Source organism: Roseibium sp. MB-4, assembly GCF_053005265.1.
Genome location: NZ_JBRKQB010000001.1, coordinates 249597 through 274696 on the forward strand (window position 1 = coordinate 249597; position 25100 = coordinate 274696).

At 57.0% G+C, this 25100-nt stretch carries 25 protein-coding genes and 1 riboswitch; of the genes, 8 read left to right on the plus strand and 17 right to left on the minus strand.

Features of this window, described 5'->3' with window-relative positions; genetic code table 11:
* Window positions 1-8: 8 nt before the first annotated feature.
* The 4 genes from ACVDG4_RS01290 (at window position 9) to ACVDG4_RS01305 (ending at window position 2676) form a co-directional block, all read left to right on the plus strand.
* A complete protein-coding gene (locus tag ACVDG4_RS01290; RefSeq protein ID WP_447233732.1) occupies window positions 9-713 on the plus strand; it encodes an SDR family oxidoreductase in 705 nt (234 codons plus the stop codon).
* 106 nt (window positions 714-819) lie between these two features.
* The gene (locus tag ACVDG4_RS01295; RefSeq protein ID WP_133946948.1) at window positions 820-1581 is read left to right on the plus strand and encodes an AzlC family ABC transporter permease; all 762 of its coding nucleotides are present in this window, start codon (window positions 820-822) and stop codon (window positions 1579-1581) included.
* Window positions 1578-1931 carry an AzlD domain-containing protein gene (locus ACVDG4_RS01300; protein ID WP_447233733.1) on the plus strand — a complete coding sequence of 118 codons (354 nt, stop codon included), beginning with the start codon at window positions 1578-1580 and terminating at the stop codon, window positions 1929-1931. The genes ACVDG4_RS01295 and ACVDG4_RS01300 overlap by 4 nt, the downstream gene beginning before the upstream one ends.
* An 85-nt stretch (window positions 1932-2016) precedes the next feature.
* Entirely contained in the window at window positions 2017-2676 is a 660-nt protein-coding gene (locus tag ACVDG4_RS01305; protein ID WP_447233734.1) for a glutathione S-transferase family protein, read from the plus strand.
* A 70-nt stretch (window positions 2677-2746) separates the two neighbouring features.
* Here the strand turns inward: ACVDG4_RS01305 and ACVDG4_RS01310 are convergent, their stop codons facing one another.
* From ACVDG4_RS01310 to ACVDG4_RS01330, 5 genes are all read right to left on the minus strand, one after another.
* Window positions 2747-3175 carry an HIT family protein gene (locus ACVDG4_RS01310; RefSeq protein ID WP_447235069.1) on the minus strand — a complete coding sequence of 143 codons (429 nt, stop codon included), beginning with the start codon at window positions 3173-3175 and terminating at the stop codon, window positions 2747-2749.
* Window positions 3176-3280: 105 nt separating this feature from the next.
* Entirely contained in the window at window positions 3281-4198 is a 918-nt protein-coding gene (locus ACVDG4_RS01315) for a homoserine O-succinyltransferase (protein WP_306148421.1), read from the minus strand.
* A 34-nt stretch (window positions 4199-4232) separates the two neighbouring features.
* A riboswitch (SAM-I-IV-variant riboswitch) is annotated at window positions 4233-4352 on the minus strand.
* A gap of 108 nt (window positions 4353-4460) precedes the next feature.
* The gene (locus ACVDG4_RS01320; protein ID WP_447233735.1) at window positions 4461-5786 is read right to left on the minus strand and encodes a GNAT family N-acetyltransferase; all 1326 of its coding nucleotides are present in this window, start codon (window positions 5784-5786) and stop codon (window positions 4461-4463) included.
* A 98-nt stretch (window positions 5787-5884) separates the two neighbouring features.
* Window positions 5885-6646 (minus strand): glycerophosphodiester phosphodiesterase family protein, encoded by a 762-nt coding sequence (locus tag ACVDG4_RS01325; protein ID WP_447233736.1) that lies wholly within the window; start codon window positions 6644-6646, stop codon window positions 5885-5887.
* 53 nt (window positions 6647-6699) lie between these two features.
* Window positions 6700-7167 carry a RidA family protein gene (locus tag ACVDG4_RS01330; protein WP_447233737.1) on the minus strand — a complete coding sequence of 156 codons (468 nt, stop codon included), beginning with the start codon at window positions 7165-7167 and terminating at the stop codon, window positions 6700-6702.
* A 317-nt stretch (window positions 7168-7484) separates the two neighbouring features.
* Between ACVDG4_RS01330 and ACVDG4_RS01335 the strand changes: the two genes are divergently transcribed.
* A complete protein-coding gene (locus ACVDG4_RS01335) occupies window positions 7485-8309 on the plus strand; it encodes a cell envelope integrity EipB family protein (RefSeq protein ID WP_447233738.1) in 825 nt (274 codons plus the stop codon).
* A 4-nt stretch (window positions 8310-8313) separates the two neighbouring features.
* On the opposite strand, the gene ACVDG4_RS01340 is transcribed toward ACVDG4_RS01335, so the two are convergent.
* Genes ACVDG4_RS01340 through ACVDG4_RS01350 form a run of 3 tightly spaced genes read right to left on the minus strand, consistent with a single transcriptional unit; the run spans window position 8314 to window position 10571 of the window.
* Window positions 8314-9612 carry a DNA polymerase IV gene (locus ACVDG4_RS01340; RefSeq protein ID WP_447233739.1) on the minus strand — a complete coding sequence of 433 codons (1299 nt, stop codon included), beginning with the start codon at window positions 9610-9612 and terminating at the stop codon, window positions 8314-8316.
* A gap of 28 nt (window positions 9613-9640) precedes the next feature.
* Entirely contained in the window at window positions 9641-10303 is a 663-nt protein-coding gene (locus ACVDG4_RS01345; protein WP_447233740.1) for a hypothetical protein, read from the minus strand.
* Window positions 10296-10571: a DUF3572 domain-containing protein gene (locus tag ACVDG4_RS01350; protein WP_228198244.1), complete on the minus strand. Its 276-nt coding sequence runs from the start codon at window positions 10569-10571 to the stop codon at window positions 10296-10298. The genes ACVDG4_RS01345 and ACVDG4_RS01350 overlap by 8 nt, the downstream gene beginning before the upstream one ends.
* A gap of 163 nt (window positions 10572-10734) precedes the next feature.
* Here ACVDG4_RS01350 and ACVDG4_RS01355 point away from each other — a divergent pair, with 163 nt between their 5' ends.
* Both ACVDG4_RS01355 and ACVDG4_RS01360 read left to right on the plus strand, forming a co-directional pair.
* The gene (locus ACVDG4_RS01355) at window positions 10735-11106 is read left to right on the plus strand and encodes a response regulator (RefSeq protein WP_133946956.1); all 372 of its coding nucleotides are present in this window, start codon (window positions 10735-10737) and stop codon (window positions 11104-11106) included.
* Window positions 11107-11682: 576 nt separating this feature from the next.
* Window positions 11683-13398: a methyl-accepting chemotaxis protein gene (locus ACVDG4_RS01360; RefSeq protein WP_447233741.1), complete on the plus strand. Its 1716-nt coding sequence runs from the start codon at window positions 11683-11685 to the stop codon at window positions 13396-13398.
* A gap of 73 nt (window positions 13399-13471) precedes the next feature.
* Here ACVDG4_RS01360 and rpmG read toward each other — a convergent pair whose 3' ends face one another.
* From rpmG to ACVDG4_RS01400, 8 genes are all read right to left on the minus strand, one after another.
* Window positions 13472-13639 carry a 50S ribosomal protein L33 gene (gene rpmG / locus ACVDG4_RS01365; RefSeq protein ID WP_008192710.1) on the minus strand — a complete coding sequence of 56 codons (168 nt, stop codon included), beginning with the start codon at window positions 13637-13639 and terminating at the stop codon, window positions 13472-13474.
* Between the two features lie 214 nt (window positions 13640-13853).
* Window positions 13854-14600: an NUDIX hydrolase gene (locus ACVDG4_RS01370; protein WP_447233742.1), complete on the minus strand. Its 747-nt coding sequence runs from the start codon at window positions 14598-14600 to the stop codon at window positions 13854-13856.
* The gene (locus ACVDG4_RS01375; RefSeq protein WP_306148430.1) at window positions 14597-15067 is read right to left on the minus strand and encodes a DUF983 domain-containing protein; all 471 of its coding nucleotides are present in this window, start codon (window positions 15065-15067) and stop codon (window positions 14597-14599) included. Before ACVDG4_RS01375 ends, ACVDG4_RS01370 begins: the two co-directional genes overlap by 4 nt.
* Window positions 15068-15072: 5 nt before the next feature.
* Window positions 15073-17352 carry a ribonuclease R gene (gene rnr, locus ACVDG4_RS01380; RefSeq protein ID WP_447235070.1) on the minus strand — a complete coding sequence of 760 codons (2280 nt, stop codon included), beginning with the start codon at window positions 17350-17352 and terminating at the stop codon, window positions 15073-15075.
* A gap of 62 nt (window positions 17353-17414) precedes the next feature.
* Complete coding sequence (gene topA, locus ACVDG4_RS01385) at window positions 17415-20150, minus strand: type I DNA topoisomerase (protein WP_447233743.1); 2736 nt, start codon at window positions 20148-20150, stop codon at window positions 17415-17417.
* Window positions 20151-20324: 174 nt separating this feature from the next.
* Window positions 20325-21461, minus strand: a complete 1137-nt coding sequence (dprA, locus tag ACVDG4_RS01390) for a DNA-processing protein DprA (RefSeq protein WP_447233744.1) — start codon at window positions 21459-21461, stop codon at window positions 20325-20327.
* On the minus strand, window positions 21458-22120 hold the full coding sequence (gene plsY / locus ACVDG4_RS01395) for a glycerol-3-phosphate 1-O-acyltransferase PlsY (RefSeq protein WP_447233745.1): 663 nt from the start codon (window positions 22118-22120) through the stop codon (window positions 21458-21460). Before plsY ends, dprA begins: the two co-directional genes overlap by 4 nt.
* Window positions 22121-22318: 198 nt before the next feature.
* Window positions 22319-22804 carry a hypothetical protein gene (locus ACVDG4_RS01400; protein ID WP_447233746.1) on the minus strand — a complete coding sequence of 162 codons (486 nt, stop codon included), beginning with the start codon at window positions 22802-22804 and terminating at the stop codon, window positions 22319-22321.
* 405 nt (window positions 22805-23209) lie between these two features.
* Here ACVDG4_RS01400 and ACVDG4_RS01405 point away from each other — a divergent pair, with 405 nt between their 5' ends.
* Window positions 23210-23773, plus strand: a complete 564-nt coding sequence (locus tag ACVDG4_RS01405) for a peroxiredoxin (protein WP_447233747.1) — start codon at window positions 23210-23212, stop codon at window positions 23771-23773.
* Between the two features lie 18 nt (window positions 23774-23791).
* Here the strand turns inward: ACVDG4_RS01405 and ACVDG4_RS01410 are convergent, their stop codons facing one another.
* Window positions 23792-25093, minus strand: coding sequence for a dihydroorotase (locus ACVDG4_RS01410; RefSeq protein ID WP_447233748.1), 1302 nt, complete (start codon window positions 25091-25093; stop codon window positions 23792-23794).
* Between the last annotated feature and the right edge of the window lie 7 nt (window positions 25094-25100).

Here is a 25100-nt window from a genome sequence, read left to right on the forward strand (position 1 = left end):
GACAAGTCATGAGCGAACAAAAAGTGGCCCTGATTACAGCTGGCGGATCCGGCATGGGCGCGGATGCAGCGAAACGGCTGGCGGCAGACGGATTCAAAGTCGCGATCCTATCGTCTTCCGGTAAGGGCGAGGCGCTGGCCGCTGAACTGGGCGGGATTGGTCACACGGGCTCGAACCTGAACAACGATGACCTGAAAGCATTTGTCGACAAGGCAATGACTGCCTTCGGGCGCATTGATGTCCTCGTAAACTCCGCCGGGCATGGCCCTAAGGGCGATATCATGGAGATCTCGGATGAAGACTGGCATCTCGGCATGGATTACTACCTGATGAATGTGATCCGTCCGAGCCGTCTGGTGGCACCGATCATGGCACGCCAGGGCGGCGGCACTGTCATCAATATTTCCACCTTTGCCGTTTTCGAGCCGGATCCGATGTTTCCGACCTCCGGCGTGTTCCGAGCCGGTCTTGCTGCCTTCACCAAGCTGTTTTCGGACAAGTACGCTTCTGAGAACGTCCGCATGAACAATGTTTTGCCCGGCTTCATCGACAGCTTGCCGGAAAAGCAAGACCGTCGGTCGCGAATCCCGATGGGCCGCTATGGCCGATCGGAGGAGGTCTCCGGATTGATTTCCTATCTCGCGAGTGATCTAGCGGCCTATGTCACGGGTCAGAACATACGAATTGACGGTGGGCTGACACGGTCGGTTTAGAGCGGATTTTGATCTGGAGGCCGAAGCCTCCGGACAGTGGGCTGGACAGTTTTGCTGGATAAAGGTAAGGAATCCTTACTAACTTCAGCAATTTGGACACGCCTTCATGACTGCCTCAAAGGACACGGGGCAACCGCAGCTTTCCTCGAAGCCACCCGTTTCCGGCCGGGGCTGGATGCTGCGCGGCGCGCGCGCCGCGATTTCCATTCCCGCCTTTATCCTGACGTCTGCTTTTGTCGGGTTTGCCGGGATGGCCCGCGAAACAGGATTGAGTCTGGCCGAAACACTTCTCATGACAGGGGCGGTGTGGGCCTTGCCATCCGTGGTGGTTTTAACCGGAGCTATGGCGTCGGGCATGGGATTGATCCCCGCCGCTGTCGCGGTTGCGTTGGCATCCGTGCGTCTGATGCCCATGACGATGGCGTTGATGCCGTTCCTGAAGGTGCCGGGAAAGACCAAAACCTGGCACTTGCTGATCGCTTCGCATTTTGTGGCGGTGACGGCTTGGGTCTACGCGATGAAGAACTTGCCCGACCTGCCGAGGGAAGGGCGGTTGCCGTTCTTCATCGGGTTTGGCGGCGGGGTGACCAGCTTTGTCTTTGTATCCACCGGGATTGCCTACATGCTTGTAGAGCGAATGCCGCCCATGGCCGCCGGCGCTCTCGTCCTCGTGACACCTGTTTATTTTCTGTGTTCCTTGTGGGGCGCTGCGCGGATGAATGCCGACAAGGCGGCAATGATTTCCGGCCTTGTGCTTGGCCCTTTGTTCTTCCTTTATTTTCCCGGTCTTGATCTCCTTTGGACGGGCCTGCTTGGCGGAACGCTTGCCTATCTCGTCACACGATTTTGGCGCCGGGGGCTGTCATGAGTGACCTGATGACAGAAACCTGGTGGTGGCCCTATGTGATGATCCTCGTCGCAGGGTGGTTTGCAACCGATGTTTGGCGGTGGCTGGGCGTTTTTGCCGGCGGCAAACTGCGCGAAGACAGCGAACTTTTCATCTGGGTCCGGTGCGTTGCAACGGCACTGGTTGCCGGTGTGATTTCCAAGCTTGTTCTGTTTCCCCAAGGTGTGCTGGGCGACACGCCGATCTGGTTGCGGTTGGCGGCCGCGGCCTTCGGGTTTGTCTGCTTCTTGGCTCTTGGGCAGCGCGTGATCTTCGGTGTGCTGTCCTCGGTTGTTTTTCTACTGACTGGATGGTGGATCTTAGGCTCCTGACACTCCTGACAGAAGGCTGTCAGCAGGGGGCTGATACATGGCGCGCATTGGCCAACTGGCCACACCGGATCAAAGGAGCCTCGCCATGACCGATCACAAACTCGTGCTTCATTATGCACCGCGCAGCCGCGCCAGCACGCTCCGCGTACTGCTGGATGAACTCGGTGCCATTTACGAGCTGAAAGTACACAACGCGAAAGCTGGTGACCTGCAGTCGCCGGAGTATCTGAAGATCAATCCCCTCGGTAAGGTGCCGGCGCTTCAAGACGGTGAGGCGGTCATTACCGAATCTGTCGCCATCGCCTTGTATGCCGCTGATCTTTATCCCGAGGCAGAACTGACACCAGGTTTGAGCGATCCGCGGCGTGGCGCTTATCTGCGGTGCATGGCGTTTTATGCTGCATCTTTTGAGCCCGCCGTGGTCAATAAGGCGTTCAACACGGATATACCGCAGCAGATCGCACCGTATTGCAGCTATGACGCCGTGATGAAGGCTCTGGCGGCGCAGCTTGAAAAAGCACCCTATCTCCTCGGAGATCAGATTTCCGCAGCAGACATCTTCTGGGGGTCTGCTCTGCGCTGGACCTTGATGTTTGGTCTGGTGCCGGACTGGTCGGTCTTTACCGAGTATGCCGAGAGAATTACCGCACGGCCGAGTTTCCAGAGTGTCTTGGAAGATGAGGCCTTGCTCCATGCAGCGCAGGAGGCCGCTGCGAACCCGGCAGGGATCGTGGCCGCGAGCTGAGCCAAGGCCTCGTCGTCAATTCCGGAGGCACAAGGCCCTGCCTCCGGATCAGTTTCGCAGGGTTTTAGGCTTAGCTCAACGCCGCGCGGATCTTGTCGGCTTGTTCGGTAAGGAGATCGTTGTCAGCCATTTCGCCGGTGTGCGGCTTCATCTTGACGCCGTCAAAGCGCGGGATGATGTGGACATGGGTGTGAAACACCACCTGGCCGCCAGCTGGTTCAGAGAACTGCTGAATGGTGGTGCCGTCCGCTCCAAATGCCTTGATCACGGCATGGGCCATCTTTTGGACCGTGGCCATCACCGCGTTCAGATCCTCTTGCGCGATGTCCAGAATGTTGCGGGATGGAGCCTTCGGAATGACCAGCACATGTCCGTCACCGCGCGGCATGATGTCCATGATCACGACCGTCTTGTCGTCTTCATAGACCTTGTGACTCGGCAGCTCTCCGCGCATGATTTTGGCAAAGATGTTCTGGTCGTCGTAGGCGGGCGTTTCGATCGGCATGCGTACCTCTAAAAGGGAAAAAGTCTTCGAATGTCGTCGGACATAGTACTCCGCCAGGCGGTTCGACAACAAGGGTTGTGACCGTCCGGCAGTGTCCGATTATTCGCCGATATTGTTCAAATCAAACGGTGTGGACTGATACATCTCATTGATCCAGTTGCCGAACAGGAGATGCGCGTGGGCACGCCAGCGATTCACCGGCTGCCGGGTGGCATCATCGTCCGGAAAGTAGTTCTGCGGTCGGATCGGCGTGTCAGAAACCTGGCTGTCCCGCTCGAATTCATCCGCCAGAGATGTCGTGTCATATTCGATGTGATTGAACATATGCAGGCAGCGGTGCTCCGGGTCGTCGAGGAGGCACATACCGGTCTCGTCATCTTCCGCAAGCACCATCAGATTGCTGCCGTCTGGAATGTCGGCCTTCCGGGTTTCCGTCCAGCGTGAGACGGGCAGACAGAAATCATCGGAGAATCCGCGGAGATACGGCGAGGCCGGTGCGAGCGTCCGTTGCCGGTAGACGCCCGTTGCCTTGTCGTCCCGTGCATATTTCGGCATGCCATGAAAGTGATAAGTGGCCGCCTGAGCAGCCCAGCAGATGGTCAGCGTGCGATGAACATGTGTCTGGGTCCAATCCAGCACATCGCGCATTTCCTGCCAGTATCCGACATCTTCAAACGGCAGCTTCTCGACCGGGGCGCCGGTAATGATGAACCCGTCGAACTTCTCGTTCCGGACTTCTTCCCAGGGACGATAGAACGCTTCCAGATGCTCCGTTGGCGTGTTCCGGGGCACGTGGTTGGTCATGCGCACCAGCGTCAGATCGATCTGAAGCGGGGTGGAGCCGAGAAGGCGTGCGAATTGGGTCTCTGTCTTGATCTTGTTCGGCATCAGGTTGAGAAGACCGATGCGCAGGGGGCGGATGTCCTGACGCATGGCATCCGCTTCCTGGATGATCATCACGCCTTCGGATTCCAGAATGGGGCGGCCGGGTAGATCGTTTGGAATTTTTATCGGCATTTGCGCGTCCTGTAACCAGAGACAGATGCCTTTCTTCGATCCGATTTGTTGCCTTTGAACTTGAAGTTCAGGGCCGCATCTTCTGTTCGAAGAACCACCTTGCCCGGATCGGCAGGTTGGCGTGGGGCATCTGTCCCAACTCTTGATGATGGTTCCTAGGTAATGGATTGGACGCGATCCGGCAAGCCCTGTGCAGACGAATGCCGATCTTGTGAAAGAGGCAAATTGTTGTTGGATCTCAGGCGCGTGGCAAATGGAAGTTTTAGCTGCCTTTCCGGAAAGGGGCATGTTCAGCCAACGCTTCGTTTTCACGCTGAACGGCGCGCCGCTCCTGCTCCAGAAAGTCTGCGACTGCGTCGTGAAGGCCCTCATGGGCAATCCAGTGGGCCGAATAAGTCGTTTGCGGCAGGTAACCACGCGCCAATTTGTGCGCTCCCTGAGCGCCAGCCTCGACGCGTTTCAAGCCTTTGGAAATGGCAAAGTCGATTGCCTGATAGTAACACAGCTCAAAATGCAGGAACGGGTGGTGTTCGGTGCAACCCCAGTGGCGGCCGAAAAGGGTTTCCGATCCGATAAAGTTGAGGGCCCCGGCGACATACCGGCCGTTGCGTTTTGCAAGGACCAGAAGAATGCGGTCCGCCATCCGCTCACTGATCAGCGAGAAGAAGGCACGGTTGAGATAAGGGCGGCCCCACTTGCGGGCGCCCGTATCCATGTAAAACCTGTAAAAGGCATCCCAATGCGCTTCTGTCAGATCGCTGCCGGTGACCCATTCGATTTCGAGCCCGTCAGCACTGATTGCTTCGCGTCGTTCCTTTTTGATCGCCTTGCGTTTGCGCGAGGCGAGGTCGCCGAGAAACTGGTCGAAGGTTTCGTAGCCGTTGTTGTCCCAGTGGAACTGCTGATCTGTGCGCCTCAGATAACCGAGATCGCCAAGCGAGTCCCATTCCGGTTCAGTCAAAAAAGTCGCGTGAACCGAGGAGGCGCCGGTGCGTTGGCAAACCTGTACAAGGCCAGCCGCGAGTGCCTGGAGCCCGGCCTCCCGGTCGATGTTGGGGCTTGTTAGAAACCGGCGGCCTGTCGCCGGAGTAAACGGGACCGATATCTGGAGTTTTGGATAATAGTCGCCGCCCGCCCGGTAGAATGCGTCAGCCCAACCATGATCGAAGACATATTCGCCCTGGGAGTGGCTTTTCAGATAAGCGGGAACGGCTCCAAGAACCGCGCCGTTACCATCCTCCAGCACCATGTGCCGGGGCATCCATCCAGTCTGGCGTGTCGCGCAGCCGGATGCCTCCAAGGCTTCCAGAAAAGCGTGGGATAAGAAAGGGTTGAAGTCTGTTTCTTCAGAATCTGAATCAGCTTCAGGGGCTAGCGCGGAAGTGAGATCTTGAGACGCAACAGCGTCCTGTGCGCGCGCCAGCTTTCCGCCTTCGCCAAGGATCCAGCCGGGATTGGCAACCGCATCCCATTTGTCAGCCGGCACATCTGCCAAGGATGAAAGAAGTCTAATGGAGAGCGTCGTCTCCGCGTCACCGGCGCCAGAATTTTGCGGCTGTTCATTTTCCGGTGAAATAGAAGACGTCATGTCAGTGTGTCGGCCCGCCATAAAAGGATTGTTCACAAGAATGTAGAGCCGCTTTGCTGCGCCGCAAGAGGGAATTCCGTTCCTGGAATGCTGGTCCGTTATTGATCCGGATCGAAGCCCTCAAAGACGATTTGATCGGCAAACCGTTTTGCGACTTCCAACTGTCCCGGTGTCCGAACTGTCCATGTCATGATTGGGGTTCTGAAAACCTTTTTCATCATGCTGGGGCCGGGGCTCGGTAGATCGTTGACGCCATAGGAGATGAAGTGCGGGCTTGTGCGCGGAAAATGGAGCAGATGGCGCAATATGAAACGGTCCATCCGGCTGTGCCGTGTGTAGTCCGGGCCGGGGCGGGCCGCATCTGCCACGATCCCGCGGAGGACGGAGTTGTTGTGCGCCTTTGCCACAGCAAGCATGTCCGGATCAAAGGTTTTGATACAGGCTGGGCCCTTATACGCATTCACTTGATCAACAACGCGGCGGACAAAGTCGCCTTGCGCATCGCGCCGGAGCAAGGATTTGATTTCGACAACCAACGGCACACGGCCATCTACCAGATTAAAAAGGTCCTGAAGCAACCATAGGTGATCTGTGCCGGTACGCATTTGCAGTTTGACGAGATCGGCCGAAGACCGCCCGGAAACCGGCCCGCTGCCATCTGCGAGACGGTCCAGGTTATCGTCGTGAAAGACGAGCGCTTCACCATCACTGGTCTGCTGAACGTCAACCTCAATCCCGAAGTCTTTGTCCACGGCCTGCTGGATTGCTGTTGGGGTGTTTTCAATGATGCCGTTGCTGGCATCGTGATACCCCCGGTGCGCAATCGGCCGGGCGAAAATGGCGGCAAGTTCTGGTGACATGTTAAACTGGTCCGGAATCGGCGGGGCGTTTATGGAGCCCCGCCAGAGCGGAATTAGTCCGCGATCTCGAAAATGGCTTCGATTTCAACTGCGGCGCCAAACGGAAGGGAGGCGGCGCTAACGGCGGAGCGCGCATGGCGGCCACTGTCGCCCATGGCCTCAACCAGGAAATCGGACGCGCCATTGATCACCTTCGGCTGGTCGGTGAAATCACCCGTTGAGTTCACAAAACCAACGATTTTGACCAGGCGGACCACCTTGTCCAGGTCCCCAGTCGCTGCCTTTGCCTGTGCGAGCAGATTGATCGCGCAGAGTTTTGCAGCTTTCTGGCCGTCTTCAACTTGAAGGCCTTCGCCAAGCTTGCCGGTCACGGCGATCGCACCGCTTTCCATCGGAAGCTGGCCGGAAATGAACAGCTGATTGCCTGTTTTAACAGATGGCACATAGTTGGCAGCTGGTGCGGCGGCATCTGGAAGAGTTACGCCGAGTTCAGCCAAGCGGGCTTCGGTTTTGCTGGTCATGTGTGTCCCCGATCAAAAAGGTGAGTTGCCCGTGTCTTGGCTCAAATTGCAGAAACTGACAAGCTCATTTCCGGCAGACGGGGGCGGTATTTGCTCGGCACCTCGTTTCTCAACAAAGTCCAATTGGCGCTTTTGTGCCCGTATTTGTGACCTACATTATCGGTGGGGCCGGGCAATCCTTGCTAGCAGTCCGGCATGAACCCGAATAAAAGACTAGAAACAAGAAATTTCCGCTCCAACGGCGGTGACGAGGAAATGTGATGCGGCGAACCGTTTCAGGCCAGGCTTTTAAGACTGCTTTTCTATTGAAGTGCGCTGTGGCTGCCATTGTGGTTGTCACGTCTGGTGCCAGTGAAGCAGCTGCCAAAGTGGCGGGCATACAGCTTGCCCCGCACAGAGCTGTCTATGACATGAAGCTTGCCGATACCGAGCAGCAGTCCGGGATTGCAGGTCTCACCGGACGCATGGTCTATGAGTTTTCAGGCAATGCTTGCGAAGGGTACAGCGTCAATTTCCGGTTTGTCACCGAGTTCCGTGATCTGAGTGGTGGCTCCCAGGTAACAGATCTTCAGACCACATCGTTCGAGGGCCCGGATGCTGAGAGCTATCAGTTTCTGTCCAAGACCTATGTCGATCAGAAATTGGTCGAATCGAGCCGGGGGCTGGCGCGGACCGAAACGGGTTTGAAGGCGGTCGAACTGAAAGAACCGGACGAAAAGTCGTTGCAGATCGGCCAAGATGTTCAGTTTCCAACGGAGCACCTGATGAACATCGTGAAGACCGCGCAGGACGGCGGGCACTTCACCGCCAGTGATATCTACGATGGAGCTGAGACTGGCGACAAGGTCTTTGGAACCACTGCCGTCATCGGGGCCAAGGCCGTCGGCATTGTGCCTGAAATTGATGGCGAACGGCAGGACGCCTTGGATACTGTTGCATCCTGGCCGGTGACCGTCGCTTATTTCGATCCCTCCACGCAGGAAAATTCCGGCGAACAGACACCCGTCTATCAGTTGTCTTTCAGGCTGTTTGAAAACGGTGTGAGTGACAAACTTGTTTTGGATTACGGTGATTTCAAAATTGCGGGGACGATGACGGCGCTGGAACTTCGGGATCTGACCGACAAGTCTGACTGCGAGTAACCGCCTACTTGTCCTCGGCGGCTTTGCGCGCCTGTTTGGCGGCATGTGTCAAACCAAGCTCGACAGCAGAATTTCCGAATTTGCCGCGCAGTTTGTCGATGGCGAGTTCGGCCTTTTTCTTGCGTCCTGATGTTGCGTCTAGCAGGTCCTCCGGATCTGCTTGAGAGGCATCAGAGAGGTCGTTGACCCCAATGCCGATCAGACGGAAGCGGCGGCCATCAGTTTCCGCCTCCAAGAGGGCGACCCCTGCCTCAAATATCTTGTCCGCGAGCTGTGTAGGGTCGGTCAAATGACGTGCACGGGTGATCGTTTTGAACTCAGAGGTCTTGAGCTTGAGTGTGATGCCGCGTCCGGCAACCTCGGACTTTTTGAGGCGGAACGACACTTTTTCAGACAAGTCTCTTAAGATCGGTTTCAGGACATTGAAGTCCGATATGTCTGTGCGGAAGGTGGTTTCGGTGGAAACGCTTTTCGCACCGCGCGAAGGGGTCACATCACGGCTGTCGTCGCCGTGGGAGAGGCGCGCTAAGCGCAACCCGATAGAGCCATACCTGCGCGCCAATGTGTTGGCATCCATCGTTTGTAGCTGGCCAATCGTTCGGATGCCGTCGCGGTCGAGTTTCTTTTGGAAGACTTTCCCAACGCCCCAAATCTTGCCGACAGGCATGGGGGCAAGGCGCTGTTCCGCTTCTGCTGCGCCAATCACAGAAAATCCCCGTGGCTTCTCCAAATCCGAGGCGAGTTTTGCGAGAAACTTGTTCGGCGCAAGGCCGACACTTGCCGAAATGCCGATATCAGCTTCAATGTCCCGGATGAACTTGGCAAGAGTTTCCGCAGCGCTGGCATTGTGGAGGCGTTCTGTGCCCGTGAGGTCAAGAAAAGCCTCATCAATCGACAAGGGTTCGACCAGCGGCGTCAAGGCTTGCATGCGGCTGCGGATTTCCTTGCCGACCTTGGAGTATTTTTCCATGTTGGGTTTGATCACCACGGCCTCAGGACACGCTTCCATAGCCTTGAACATCGGCATGGCGGAGCGAACGCCGGAAATACGAGCGATGTAACAACAGGTGGATACGACACCCCGCTGACCGCCGCCGATGATCACGGGCTTGTCCTGGATTTCCGGATTATCCCGTTTTTCAACCGAGGCGTAAAACGCGTCGCAGTCGATATGGGCGATCGACAACGTGTCGAGCTCCGGGTGCGCTAAAAGCCGTGGGCTGCCGCAAGACGGGCAACGGCTTACATGCTGCGGCGCGCGCGCGCCGCAATCCCGGCATAGGGCTTTGGGCTCTTCTGTCATAGGCTCGTACCGGACTTCAAAACCAGCCCTAAAGAATAGACCTGATGAACCGGCTTGTCTCGCGCCAGTCACCGGAGAGTAGGTCTATATGAGGTTCCGGTTCAACCGAGCTCAGGAAGCGTTGATCGGCAATGAATTGGATCTGGACAGAGGCGGGCAGGGATGCCTGAACAGACCGGTGATTGGTCGGACTGTCATCAATGAATACAACGGGATGGGCGCGTCCGCCGGCAAGGGCGGCAACAGCACCGCCCTTTGGCCCGGAGTTTGTCAGCACGGGATAGGGGATCCCCATACCTCTCAGCAGTGTTTCCCGCACCGGCTTGTTGTGGGAGCCGGGTAGATTGGTCAACAGGACGATGTCCCACTGGTCTGTGAGCTCGGCAAGCGCGGTGTTTGCGTCCGGAACCATGACCTGCTGATGGCTGACCTCATCGAAGAAGGCGACCAAATGCCTCTTGACCTGATCCGGCGGAACCGGTGTCCCATCCTCAGTATGCGCGATGTTACCGGTCAGCCGATAGGAGTGGTTGAGGAAGTGCATGCCCTTGTTGTTCAAGTACTCCTCCAGATGCAAGATCATATGAAGGATGACTTCATCGACATCGCAGATGATCAAAGGGCTGTCTGAAGCTGGCAGGCTTTGAATTTGTGCAAGGACTTCCGGAAGCACAGGGGTTGGTTCAGGCATCGTACTCGGGACCTCCGGCCAAGGCGTAACGGGCGGCAGCCATCATCGTCGGGCGGAGGCCGGCATTTTCGCAAAAGGCAAGAAGAAGTGCTTCGTCCATCATGTAAAATTCAAGGACGCCAGCCAGGAACCCAGGCTCGCTTGCAGCGTCCCGGATTTGGTCCGGACCAATGCCGGAAAAGGCTAAAAACCGGCCGACCTGTTCAGGGTCTTGGCTGAGCTGCACAAGGGCTTGCGTCGCAATTCCCTGAGCTTCTTCAACACTCAATGATTTTCCTTGAACATTTTTCATTGTGTTTTTTTGCCTTTCTGAAACGATTCCGGGTTAGAAGAGTTGTAATGCGACCCGGGGATGGGTTCCACAAGGGATAAGACGACTTCGCGTCAAAAAAGAGTAGGACCGGCTTCAGCCGGCGAAGGGCCTGAAATATATGGCGAAAACCGTGTTGATCGTGGAAGATAACGAGTTGAACATGAAGTTGTTTCATGACCTGCTCGAGGCACACGGTTTTGATACGCTTCAAACAAGAACCGGCATTGAAGCATTAAAACTGGCGCGCGAAAACCGGCCTGATCTTATCCTCATGGATATTCAGCTGCCCGAAGTCTCGGGCCTTGAAGTTACCAAGTGGATCAAGGAAGACGAGAGTATTTCGTCGATTCCAGTTGTTGCTGTCACTGCCTTTGCCATGAAGGGGGATGAAGAGCGTATCCGCCAAGGTGGCTGTGAAGCCTACATATCCAAGCCAATATCGGTTTCCAAATTCCTTGAAACGGTCAAGTCGTTCCTTGGTGAGCCTTAAGCCGGCAAAGAATCGTTCCATCCAGTGGATTGCCTCTCTGTCTGTTGGCGCTCTGTGACATTCTCATTCGAAAAAACGACTAGGTCTTTCGTCTGTAATAGTTTGTCGGCGATCACGTTAAGGTTACGCATTAATTAAAATCCTCATCTTTCTGTGTGCTTTCCACGGAAAATATTGCATTTGAACAATGTTGAGTTAGTGTAGGTTTTGTTAGGTTTCGGCCTGACAACCGTTTGTCATGCAGAGTTTTTCGCAGCAAACGTGTTCAGTTTCCCCTCGGGATTGCTCAGGTCCGCCGCATCTCCTGGGTCCGTGGGGTAGGTCGGCAGGGAACCGGTCGAAGAGTGGCCTCCTCGAATACCGTGTTCCCGCCGACCACTAACTCTCTGAAATTTCTCTCAAATATTAGCCTGACCATGAGCGAGGGCTTAAAAATGTACGTGTCAGTTGAGTCGGCTTCTCAGAATATTTTACTAATGTGCGAACGCTACTCCGCAACTTTTACGATGTATGTGATTATACTATCTTTAACCTTGCGGAAGCTATGATCCCGCCCAGTTTTTCTAGGGGTGGAATATGATCAAACGACTTTCTTCACTGAGCGTCACTGCGTCCCTTGCATTGGCCAGCGCCGCATTGCTCACACTTTCCATGCTTGTTGTCGGCGGTATAGTCTATCAGGTGGCGGCAAATCAGGCGGAGCAAACCGCTGTTACCAAACAGGCCGCTAACCTTCGTGTCGCTGCAACCATCATGGCGCGGGATATCGAGGGAACAAAAGTGTCCTGGAGAGGGGACGGCGACGTCCAGCGTATTGAGCTGGCGGAAATCCCCGGGTTCGCCAATCACGACATGATCGACACGATCGGGCGCATGACCGGCGAAACGGCAACTGTATTCGCTTGGGAAGCCGATAGCCAGGATTTCTGGCGCAAGTCAACGAACATCATCAAGGGCGACGGAAATCGCGCTGTTGGAACACCCCTTGGCAAGAAGGGTGCAGTTTACCCGGTCGTTACCAAAGGTGAAACATTCCATGGTCAGGCGACCATCCTGGGCAAAGACTACTACACTGTTTATGAGCCGATATTCACGCCGGGCGGCGACATCATCGGTATTCTTTACGCAGGTGTCGAGAAAGCGGCTGTTCAGGCCAATGTCAGCGAAATAATGTCGCGCTTCACCATGCTCGCACTGCCGGTGGTCCTGATAGCGCTTGGTCTCCTGGTTTTCCTGATTCAGCGCCAATTGCGGCCTGTCACGGAGCTTGCCTCTGTGACCGAGCAAATAGCGGAAGACAACCTTACGATCGATATTCCGTTCGCGGACCGCACTGATCAGATCGGGATCCTTGCAAATGCTCTGTCCACACTACGCAATAAAGCGGAAGAACGCGCCGTGTTGAGCAGTCAGCGCGAACAGTCGGAAGCTGAGGCTGCTGGCCGCCAGGATCGCATGAAGGCCATGATCGCCCAGTTCAGAAGCAGTGTGTCCGGGGTTCTTGATCAAGTTGGCGATACGGTCGGTCAGTTGGATGCAACGGCAACCACATTGTCTGAGGTTTCCCAGACGAGTGCGACACGGGCTGACGAAACCCAGACGTCCTGTCAGGATACGACCTTGAGCGTCCAAACGGTTGCAAGCGCTGCAGAAGAGCTCTCCGCGTCGATCACAGAGATTTCTCGGCAGGTGTCTGAAACCACGCAGATTGTGGAACGGGCAACTGAGGGCACACGGTCAACCAACGTGAAGGTTGAGGGGCTCGCCGAATCTGCAACGAAGATCGGCGAGGTGGTGACCCTCATCCAGGCGATTGCTGAGCAAACAAACCTTCTTGCATTGAATGCGACCATTGAGGCGGCCCGCGCGGGCGAAGCGGGCAAGGGGTTTGCGGTCGTGGCGGCAGAAGTGAAAGAGCTCGCCACGCAGACTTCCAAGGCGACGGAAGAGATCAGCGCTCAGATCACCGCCATCCAGGATGCGACCCAGGACTCAGCCAAGTCGATTGCGGAAATCACGTCGATCATGGAAGAAGTGAATTCCTACACCGGGAACATCGCAGGCTCGGTTCATGAGCAAGGTGCGGCGACGAGCGAGATCACCCAGAACGCTCAGAAGGCAGCACATGGAACCGAGTTCGTCTCGTCGAACATGACGAACCTGTCCGGCGCGGTTCAGCACACACTGGGCTCTGCAAACGACGTTCTGCAATCCGCAGGGGATCTGGCCAAACGAACAGATCAACTGAAAGCTGAAATCGAGCAGTTCCTGACCAACGTTGAAGCCGCCTAAACACTCTTCACATCTGAAAACAAAAAACCCGCCGGAAACGGCGGGTTTTTTTAGTTTTCGGAATGACCAATGATTACTTGATCTTGGCTTCCTTGAACTCAACGTGCTTCTTGGCAACCGGGTCGTACTTCCGCTTGACCATTTTCTCGGTCATGGTGCGGGAGTTCTTCTTGGTGACATAGAAGAAGCCGGTGTCCGCCGTGGACAGAAGCTTGATTTTGATTGTTGTCGCCTTGGCCATGGCCTTGGATCCTGTTCTCGGTTATCGGGCAAAGGGTTCTTATGGCCAGATGGGCTGGCGGTGAATCTGCCCCAATGTCTGAAATCAGCGCGCAAACTACTCATCACGGCGGGAAAGTCAAGTGTTGCCTGAGGTCCCGGAGAGTTTTGCCGGAGAAAAAAGTTAGGTTTCTTTCGGTGTCCGCGCCGTACGGGAATGTTTTGTGGGCCGCGCGCTAAAGCATCTCTTTTTCAAAGCGGCCTTTTTTGAAAAAGTAATAAGGAACCGGGGTCTCTGGGGAGAGGTCCGGATCCTGCCGCAGGCGGGTCTCGAGATCCTCAAGGATCTTTGTGGTGATGAGCGGCAGCTCTTTTTGCCGCGCCTCGTCAAAGGTCAACCAGGCGCAGTCTTCCAGTTCACCAGATGGGCCGTGGCCGCCCGGCAACTTGTCGGCAATGGCGTCCGCCCAGATGGCCAGGAACCGCGTGTCAAAGCGGCGTGGGCGCTGCGGTGGTGTGATCGCGCGAGCGATCATGCGCATGCCGCCAAGGTCCGGCTGGACATGGCGTTCTGCGAAGGCCTCAAATCCGGTCCCCAAACGCAGTTGTTCCGTGTCAGCCTTGCGGCCGATGAAAATGCCGGCTTCCTCGTAGGTCTCCCGAATGGCAGCAAGCGCAAAGGCGCGCACGCGCGCAGCCGTATTCGAATTCTTCAGACCCTCGGATAGGCGGGCCTCAACCTGCGGATGGTACGGCAGAACGTTTGAGATGCGGGAATCACTCGGATCGACCCGGCCGCCTGGAAACACGAATTTCCCGGGCATGAAGGTGTGCCGCATATGTCGGCGGCCCATCAGCAATTTGACATTACCAGAGCCGGAGCGATCAAGGATCAGAAGCGTCGCGGCATCTTTGGGGCGAATATAGGGGTGATTTCCGGCTTGCTCGTCTTTGTCCAATTTTTCTTTAAAAGAATCGCTCATCTCGGGCTTTCAAGGTGGGGGGATGCAGCGGGCAGGTCATCTTCTGCATCCGGATCAAATCCATGCATGTAGAACGCCCACTGTAGCCCCACCAAAGCACCCTTGATAGGTCGCATTAGGGCTAAAGATAAAATGATGGTCAGCGGGATCCAGATGGCCATGTGGATCCAGAGCTCTGGCCGCCACATCATTTCTACGATCAAGAGGCCGGGGATGATGATGTGGCCAACGATCGTGATCGTGAAATAGGGCGGGGCATCGTCCGCGCGTTGATGGTGAAACTCCTCGCCGCAGTTGCTGCAAGCATTCTGAGTTGCCAGAAATCCATCAAAAAGCCGGCCTTTGCCACAGCACATGCAGCGGCCCATGGCGCCGCGCATCATTGCCTGCATGAGAGGACGTTTGGGTTTTTCCGGCGCCTCGTCGATGGTCTCCTCAACGCCGTTCAATTCATACCGGACCGTCACTTTACCTACCTTCGGGTCTTCTTCCGCGGAGCGGCCTTGCCCTTTGGGCCCTTGGGGCCGCCCTTCGCGCCGCCACGTGCGCCTCCTTTCGGAGGGCCGCGCCGTGCCTTGGGCATCGGCTTGCGGATCGCCTTTCCGGCAATCCGTCCGTGGCTCACAACTTCAAACGTCAAAGAGCCGGCGAATGGAGCTGCATCCACAAGCCGAACTTCGACCTGGTCCCCAAGTTGGTAGGTTTCGCCGGTTTTGTCACCTATCAGGGCGTGCGACGCTTCGTCATAGCGGTAATAATCGAGGCCGATGGTGGAGGCGGGCACGAACCCGTCTGCGCCCGTGTCCTCCAAGCGGATAAACATGCCGGATTTAACCACACCGGCGATCCTACCCTGAAATGTGGCGCCGACCTGATCGCTCATCCAAAGGGCAATCAGCCGGTCGATCGTATCGCGTTCGGCGAGCATGGCCCGGCGCTCAGCTCCGGAAATCTCGCCGCCGATTGCCTCCAGTTTGCTCTCAATGCCTTCGGGCAAACCGTCCTTGCCGAGCCCAAGCGCCGAGATCAGGCCCCGGTGGACGATGAGGTCGGCATAGCGGCGGATCGGTGACGTAAAATGAGCATAGCGGCGCAAGTTGAGACCGAAGTGGCCGATGTTTTGCGGGGTGTATTCCGCCTGCGCCTGGCTCCGCAGGACGATTTCATTGACCAGATGTGCCTGCGGTGTGTCCTTGACCTTTTTCAAAATGCCATTGAACACGGATGGCCGCAGACCGCCGGAGGAGGGCAGCTTCATGTCGATGGTCGACAGGAATTCTTTCAGGTTCTCCAGCTTTTCTGGCGTTGAGGCATCGTGCACCCGGTAGAGCAGGGGCCTCTTTTTCTTTTCCAGAGTCTCGGCAGCCGCAACGTTTGCCTGGATCATGAATTCTTCGATCAGCTTGTGCGCATCAAGACGCTCTGGCACGTAGACATGGTCAACGGTGCCGTCTTCCTTTAGTTTGATCTTGCGTTCCGGCAAATCCAGTTCCAGCGGCTCGCGCGCTTCCCGGCCTTTTTGAAGAACGGCATAGGCGGCCCAGAGTGGCTTTAGAACGCCGTCCAGCAGCGTTTCCGTCTTCTCGTCGGTAACACCGTCAATCGCCTTTTGGGCCTGGATGTAGGAGAGCTTTGCCGCCGAGCGCATCAGAACGCGGTGGAAGGTGTGGCTGATCTTGCGGCCGGTCTTGTCGAAGACCATGCGCACGCCCATTGCGGGCTTATCTTCCTTTTCCCGCAAGGAACACAGCTGATTGGAAATGCGCTCCGGCAACATCGGGATGACCCTGTCCGGGAAATACACCGAATTGCCGCGCAAGTTCGCTTCCCGGTCCATGGGAGAGCCGGGTGTCACGTAATGGGCGACGTCGGCAATCGCCACATAGGCAACATAACCGCCTTCATTGTCCGGATCCTCGTCCGGCTCGGCATAGACCGCGTCGTCGTGGTCCTTGGCATCGGGCGGATCGATGGTGATCAGCGGGATCTGCCGCCAATCCTCGCGCTGTCCAAGCTTTTCAACCGGCTTGGCGCTTTCTGCCTGGGCTTCCACCGCATCCGGGAAGACATGCGGGATACCATGGGAGTGCAGCGCGATTTCAGAGACCGCTTTTTCGGAGTTCATCGAGCCGAAGCGTTCCACGATCGCAGCGCGCGGATGACCATATTTTCCAGAGCGTGAGATCTGCACGCTGACGAGATCACCGTCTTCGGCTTCCTTCATCTCAGCCGGATCGACATCCAGCTCGCGCTGCTTGCGGTCGATGGGCTCCAGGTAGGGCGGGCGGTTGCCGTCCCGCTTTCTGAGGATGCCCAGGATCGCGCCCTGGCGTTTTTCCAGAACGCGGATGACCCGCGCGGTGAATTCTGTTTCCGAACCGCTCTCGCCTTCGGTCAGACGGATAAGCGCCCTGTCGCCAAGGCCGGGTTGAGTGTTCTTGGTCTTGCCCGCCAGGATCAGAATGTGCGGTGGATTGCCGGCCTCATCGTCCCAGTCCACCGGTGTGCCAAGCAAGTCGCCATCGGATGTGCGGGCAATCGTGTTTGCCACGAACACAGGTGGCAGGTCGCCCGGCCGGATCATGCGCTTGTTGCGCTTTTCAATGAGACCGTCTTCGGCCAGATCCTTGAGGATCTTTTTCAAGTGGATCCGCGCACCACCGATGATGCCGAAATGGCGGGCGATTTCCCGCTTGCCCGCACGGCCCGGATTGTCGGCGACAAAGGCCAGGATGTCCTCGCGGGAGGGCATGTCCCCTGGCACTTTGGCGTGTTTGCGTTTTGTGTGTTTGCGCGTGTTAATGCGTTTTGCGCTCAAGAGGGATCGTCCCAGGGCACCTCTTCAGACGATGCGTCCACCTTGGCCTTTGCCGCGGATTTTGCCGTTGTCTTCTTGGCTGCCGTTTTCTTGGCTGCAGGCTTCTTGGCGGTGGTCTTTTCCTCACCGTCCTTGGCCGCTGCCTTTTTGGTTGTTGTTTTTTTCGCCGTGGTTTTCTTGGCGGCCGCCTTTTTCTTGGTGCCGCCCTTGGCCGCCTTTGCCGCGATCAGTTCCACAGCCTGTTCCATGGTCACCGCTTCCGGAGCGGTGTCCTTCGGCAGTGTCGCATTCACCTTGCCGTGCTTGACGTATGGCCCATAGCGCCCGTCATAAACGTTGACCGGTCCACCTTCGGTCGGATGCTCGCCAAGCTCTTTCAGCGGCGTTGCTGCAGCGCCCCGGCGTCCGCCACCTTTGGCGCGCTTTTCTGCCAGGGCATCGACCGCGCGGTTGATACCGACCGAAAACACCTCGTCCGGCGAGGAGAGGTTCGCATAGGTGCCGTCATGCAACACGAACGGGCCATAGCGTCCAAGTCCGGCCGTGATCATCTTGCCGTCTTCCGGATGCTCGCCGACTTCGCGTGGCAGCGACAGCAGCTGCAAGGCCTTTTCAAGATCCATGTCCGCGGCCGACCAGCCCTTGGGCAATGACGAGCGTTTCGGCTTGGCTTCATTACCGAGCTGAACGTATGGACCAAAGCGGCCGGTGCGCAGCGAGACTTCCAAGCCGGTTTCCGGATCTTCACCGAACACCTTCGGGCCGTCATCGGCTTCACCGTCTTCACCGTTCGGCTTGCCGAGCTGGCGGGTGTAGCCGCATTCCGGATAGTTTTCACAGCCAATGAAAGCGCCCCAACGGCTGACTTTGAGCGACAGCCGTCCGGTGTCACAGGCCGGGCACTTGCGGGCATCGGAGCCGTCTTCCTTTTCCGGGAAGATGTGGGGCCCGAGCAGTTCATTCAGTGCATCGATGACTTCCGCAACGCGCAGATCCTTGATCTCGTCAACGGAGCCTGAGAAGGCCGTCCAGAAGTCCTTGAGAACATCCAACCAGGACAATTCGCCTGCTGAAATCTTGTCGAGCTGTTCTTCCAGGCTCGCTGTAAAATCAAACTCGATGTAGCGCTGGAAGAAGCTTTCCAGGAACGCGGTGACGATCCGGCCCTTGTCCTGCGGCACCAGCTGCTTTTTCTCCAGCTCCACATACTCGCGGTCACGCAGGGTCTGGAGCGTCGAGGCATAGGTGGACGGACGGCCAATGCCGAGCTCTTCCATCTTTTTCACCAGGCTCGCCTCGGTGTAGCGCGGCGGCGGGGTGGTGAAGTGCTGAGAGGATTCAATCGGCTCTGCGGTACCGTCGACGGAAGTCGCGGTCAGCGCCGCGCCCTGATCAACAGCCGGCAAGCGCTTGGAGCCTTCATCATCATCATCGTCGCGGCTTTCCTGATAAAGCGCCAGGAAACCGTCGAAACGGACAACCGAGCCGGTTGCGCGCAGATTTGCCCGTTTGCCGGAGCCGTCGGCGAGAATTTCAATCGTTGTGCGCTCAAGAATGGCCGATTCCATTTGGGAGGCCATTGTGCGCTTCCAGATCAGCTCATAGAGCTTGGCCTGATCCTGATCGAGGAACGCAGCGACATCTTTCGGGCGGCGGGCCAGATCGGTCGGGCGGATCGCCTCGTGAGCTTCCTGAGCGTTCTTGGCCTTGGAGGAGTAGGCGCGCGGCTTCTCCGGAACGTATTTGTCTCCGAAATCCTGTCCAATTACGGAGCGGGCCGCGGCAATCGCTTCGCCTGCAATGGAGACGCCGTCAGTACGCATATAGGTGATGAGGCCGGAGGTCTCGCCACCGATGGAAATGCCTTCATAGAGCTTTTGAGCCACCTGCATGGTGCGCGAAGCGGAGAAGCCGAGTTTGCGGGACGCTTCCTGCTGCAGGGTCGAGGTGGTAAAGGGCGCTGCCGGATTGCGCTTGGCCGGTTTGGAGGCAACGCTGTCGACCTTGAAGCTGGCGCTTTCCAGCATCGTCTTGATGGCGCCGGCTTCGTCGCCCGTCTTTATGTCGAGGCGGCCAATTTTCTTCCCATTAAAGCCGGTCAGACCTGCCTGGAACACTTCGCCGTCCGGTGTCTTCATGCCGGCAAAGATCGACCAGTATTCCTGTGGCCTAAAGGTCTCGATCTCCATTTCCCGGTCGCAGATGAGACGGAGCGCTACAGACTGCACACGGCCGGCGGAACGGGCGCCGGGCAATTTGCGCCAAAGGACCGGAGACAGGGTAAAGCCGACCAGATAGTCGAGCGCACGGCGGGCGAGGTAAGCGTCTACAAGCGGTGTGTCGAGCTGGCGCGGATTGTCCATCGCCTCCAGGATCGCCTTCTTGGTGATCGCGTTGAACACCACACGCTCGATCTGTTTGTCCTTCAAAACGCGCTTCTTCTGGAGAACTTCCAGAACATGCCACGAAATCGCTTCCCCTTCGCGGTCGGGGTCAGTTGCGAGAATGAGGCGGTCGGCATCCTTGACCGCGCTGGCGATCTCGCTCAGCCGCTTCTGGGACTTGCTGTCGACCTGCCAGCTCATGGCGAAGTCTTCGTCGGGTTTGACCGAACCGTCTTTGGGGGGCAGGTCCCGCACATGACCATAAGAGGCCAGAACGGTGTAATCCGAGCCCAAATACTTGTTGATCGTCTTGGCTTTCGCCGGCGATTCCACAATGACGACGTTCATTCTTACCCAAATTTTTTGTGCCGGGACGGAGGAGTTTTCCCGGGAGAGAAGCTGGTTTTATGGCGCAGACGATCACGGATCATGCGCCGCGTGTCAAATGGACCTTTGCGCGACCGGGGTCAAGCTGTCCGTTTCGTAGACAGGTTATCCACTGACTAATATGGGAAAATTTCATTACAAAAGCAGCGATATTTTATTGCCGCGGTGCCGTTCCAGCCGTCCGGCAAGTTCAAGTTCCAGTAAAATGATGTGCACCATCCGCGGCGGCACGTCTGCAAACCGGATCAGCTCATCAAGATCGACCGGTGTTGGGCCGAGGGCGGATATGATAAGGGCGCGCAAGCTTTCATCCGGTTCCTTGACTGCGGAAAAGAGATCCTTGTCCGGTTCATTCAAGTCCTGATCAAAGGGCAGGACAGGTTCAATCCGGCCGCCGAGATCCTCCAGAACATCTTTTGCGTTTGTCACCAATGCCGCGCCTTGGCGGATGAGGCTGTTGGCCCCGTCCGAGCGCGGATCAAGCGGGGAGCCGGGAACTGCGAAAATGTCCCGGTTCTGCTCCAGCGCAAACCTGGCTGTGTGGAGTGACCCGGATTTCCTGGCCGCTTCAATCACGATCACGCCGAGCGAGATGCCGGAAATCAGCCGGTTGCGCCGGGGAAAATCACGCCCGCGTGGCTTCCAGCCAAATGGCATTTCGCTGATCACCGCGCCGCCAGATTGAAGGATTGCTGCAAGGAGGCGGTCGTGATCACTTGGGTAGAGCACATCAATCCCGCCGGCGAAGACGGCTATGGTCCCTGATGAGAGGGCTGCTTCGTGGGCGGCGGCATCAATACCGCGGGCAAGGCCGGAGGCGATGACGAAATCAGAGGTTCCAAGATCCCGGGCGAACATTGCGGCGAGTTTCCGGCCCGACAGCGAGGCATTGCGCGCCCCGACGATCGCCAGCGTCTTGGGCCGGGCCGTGACGGATCCCCCCTTGATGGACAAAAGCGGCGGCGGGCCGTCGATGTGACGCAGATGCGGTGGGTACTCCGGCTCGCCAAGTGCAACAAGGCGGGCACCGGACCGGTCGTGAGCCTCAAGTTCGGCTTCCGCATCGTCTTGTGAGCAAAGCCGGTAGCTTTTCTTGCCGCCCCGTCTTGAGAGCTCGGGCAGAAGCTCCAGAGCCTTTTCGGCAGACCCGGTGTGGTTCAGAAGGTCACGGAACGTGGTGGGACCAACATTTTCAGAGCGTATTAAACGAAGCCAGGCAAGGCGCTGGGCCTCGGAGAGGCGAAGGGTTTTATCGTGCGCCCGGCGGCTCACCCGTCTCCCGGAGACGGATCTGAGGTCGAAGCCTCTGCCGGTTTCGATTTCTTGCCGATCTTGCTCTCCTGTCCCTTGAGGAGCCGGCCGATATTCTCGTGATGCTTGGCCCAGAGCAAGAGGGTGAGCACCAGAAACATCTCGCCCAGCTGAAACTGGCTGAAGCCGAAATACAGAATAATGGGCGTAACGGCCGAGGCGGTCAGGGCAGACAAAGAGGAGTAGCGGAAAACAAACGCCATGCCGATCCAGGTGAGGGCGGCGATCAGGAACATCGGCCAATAAAGGCCCAAGAGGATGCCGAGATAGGTGGCAACGCCCTTGCCGCCCTTGAATTTCAGCCAGACCGGAAAGAGGTGCCCCAAAAACGCGCCGAAACCGGCAATCAAGGCCGTGTCGGGTCCGAACCGGGCTGCAATCAGAACCGCGACCGTACCTTTCAGCCCATCGCCCAGAAGCGTTGCGGCCGCCAGTTTCTTACTGCCGGTGCGCAGCACATTTGTTGTGCCGATATTGCCCGAACCGATCTTGCGGATATCCCCATGCCCGCCGAGCTTCGTCAGGATCAGGCCGAACGGAATGGTGCCGAGCAAATAGCCGAAGGCGAGGGCGGCCAAATAATAGGGCCAGGCAAATCCCCAGCTGATCGGATCAGGCATTTTTGTTTTTCTCCCGAGTGCGCAGGGCAGGGTCTCCAGAAGAATTCACAACACACGCCGAAGCCCCCTTTCTACCGTCATACCCGGACTTGATCCGGGTATCCATACCGTTTCGTTTCAAAAGCACATCGCCGCTGCTTGGGACTTCTGAGCGGCATGGATTGCCGGATCAAATCCGGCAATGACGGCCACAAAATTCTACTGGGAATGTTTGTTTTTGGCTTCCCACGCATTCCAGTAAGCACTGCTGGTCTCTCTCAGCTCCTCTATAGAGAATTGTGCGCCATTCTCTGCTTCTACCGTCGCTGATTTGGCTTCAATGAACAGATAGCCACCGGTGCTCAGATGTTCCGAGACATGAGTCTGGCACAGCACTCGCACCAAACCATCCACAACGTCACCACTCAGTATTTCGAGTTGGAGGCCCAATATATCTTTAGCATCTTCAATAATGACCGGTGTCCGTTCGGCCTCATTTGTCCAAGAGCAAAAACGGAAGTCCTTCATTTCTTTCAGTGATACCTCGAAACCGGAAGCTCCTTGGGCTATCGCTTCGGCGAGATACGGAATTCCGATTTTTAGTTTTAAAATTCGGTCCGAGTAGTAGATGTCTTCAACCCAGCCATCATGAAAAATAGAGAAAATGTCGGCGATGTCTTTGACGTTGTAAATTGCCTTATTCAACACTTTTCCTCATTCTAAAATAGGATTGTGGCGCAGTTAGATAGGGGATTTGACATGTTACTGTCCAATACTGCGCAGATCTCAAATTTACAGGCAGTATGCCTCCAAGAAAATTGCAGCTGGCTTAATAAGCTGCGACACCGACAGCCTTTAGTTTAGAGAGTTTGAATTTCGAACGGTATCCGCCGAAGTTTCATGGGGCGGCGGCTAAACGCTGGACTTAAACATGAGTCCTAGACACAGGTTCAGGTGCGGGGCGGCAGGACCTTGGGGATATGCTGAGTGCTTATAGCCATGGTTTGCAAAGATCAGGGTATGTTTGCCAAGCTAAATGACTTGCCATCTTGCAGGGCAATTCCAGATTTGGAATTCATGTAAAGCACGAACGAAATCTGGAGAATATCCTTGAGCCTGACAGATGTGGATTGGTCGAAGCTGCCGGCGCCGGAGGATGACGGTACGGCTGCGCGTGTTGAGGGAATGACGCTGCCTCCACTGGAATTGGCGGCAACGGATGGCAGCAAGGTGCATCTGGCGGACCTTACCGGGACCAGCGTGATTTACATCTACCCCAAGACAGGGCAGCCGGGTGTGCCCTTGCCGGACGGCTGGGACATGATCCCAGGCGCGCGAGGCTGCACGCCGCAATCCTGTGCTTTCCGGGATCATTTCAAAGAGCTTTCGGCCCTTGGTGCCACTCATATCTTCGGTCTGTCCACCCAATCAACTGCCTATCAGGTGGAGGCCGTTGAGCGGCTTCATTTGCCGTTTCCGCTGTTGTCGGACGCGGATCTGAGCTTCACGAAAGCCCTTGATCTGCCGTCCTTCGAAGCCGACGGTCAGACGCTGTTAAAGCGCCTGACGTTGATCGTCCGGGACGGCGTTGTGATCAAGGCGTTCTACCCAGTATTTCCGCCCGACCGGAACGCTGCCGATGTCATGGCGTGGCTGGAAGAGAACCCGGCCTGACAACGGCCAGACGGTTACTCACCCATGCGCGAAGACGGTTTTTCCGCCGACCACGGTGCGCATAACACGGCCTGAGAAACGGGCGTCTTCGAACGGGGAGTTCTTGGAGCGCGAGCGGATGGCGCTCTTTTCCAGAACCCAGGGGCGGTCGAGGTCAAAAACAATGACATCGGCCGGCGCGCCTTTTGAAAGACGTCCGGTTTCCAGTCCAAGCCGGTCTGCCGGATTGCATGTCATTGCTGCAAGCAGTGTCTTCAGGTCCACTTGCTCCGCGTGGTACAGGCGCAGGCTCGCCGCAAGCAGGGTTTCAAGGCCAATCGCACCGTCTTCAGCTTCCGCCCAGGGGTGGCGTTTGGTTTCCACGTCCTGCGGGTCGTGATTGGAGCAGATGATGTCAATTGTGCCGTCTGCAATTGCCGCGATCATCGCCTGCCGGTCGTCTTCATCGCGCAAGGGCGGCGACATCTTGAAGAAGGTGCGGTAGGCACCGATGTCGTTTTCATTGTGCGTCAGGTGATTGATCGAAATCCCTGCCGTGATGTTCAGCCCCCGGCCTTTCCCGGTGCGGATGATGTCGGCGCTGTCAGACGTCGAGATCAGGTTCGCATGGTATTTGCCCTTGGACATGCCAACGAGACGCAGATCGCGCTCCAGCATGATGATTTCCGCTTCCCGCGGCACGCCGGAGAGGCCCTTCCAGCTGGCATTGAGCCCGGCATTCATCACGCCGCCCGCAAGATCCGGATCTTCGGTGTGGTGGATCACAAGCGCATCGAAATCGCGGGCGTAGGTCATCATGCGGCGCAGAATTTGCGGGTTCTTGACCGACTTGTGGCCATTGCTGAAGGCGACCGCACCGGCTTCCTTCAACAAGCCGATCTCGGTCATTTCAACGCCCTCAAGTCCCTTGGTGAGGGCGGCCAGCGGCAGAACGTTGACACTGGCCGTGTCGCGGGCGCGCCGGTGGATGAAGTCGACCAGCGCCGGATCGTCAATCACCGGATCGGTGTCCGGCATGGTGCAAATTGTGGTGATGCCGCCGGCCGCCGCGGCTTCCGAAGCGCTTGCCAGCGTTTCGCGGTGTTCTGCCCCCGGTTCTCCGACCGACACGCACATGTCGATGAGGCCGGGGCAGGCGATGGCGCCCTTGCAGTCGATCATTTCGGCACCGTAAGGCGCGCCCTGATTGGCGGCTTCCGGCCCGGCGGCAAGAATGGTGCCGTCCGCGATGATGATCGATCCGGGGGCGTCCAGATCCCGCGCCGGGTCGATCACTCTGGCGTTTGAGAGAACCAGAGGTTTGGGTGTGTCGAGTGCCACGGTGTTT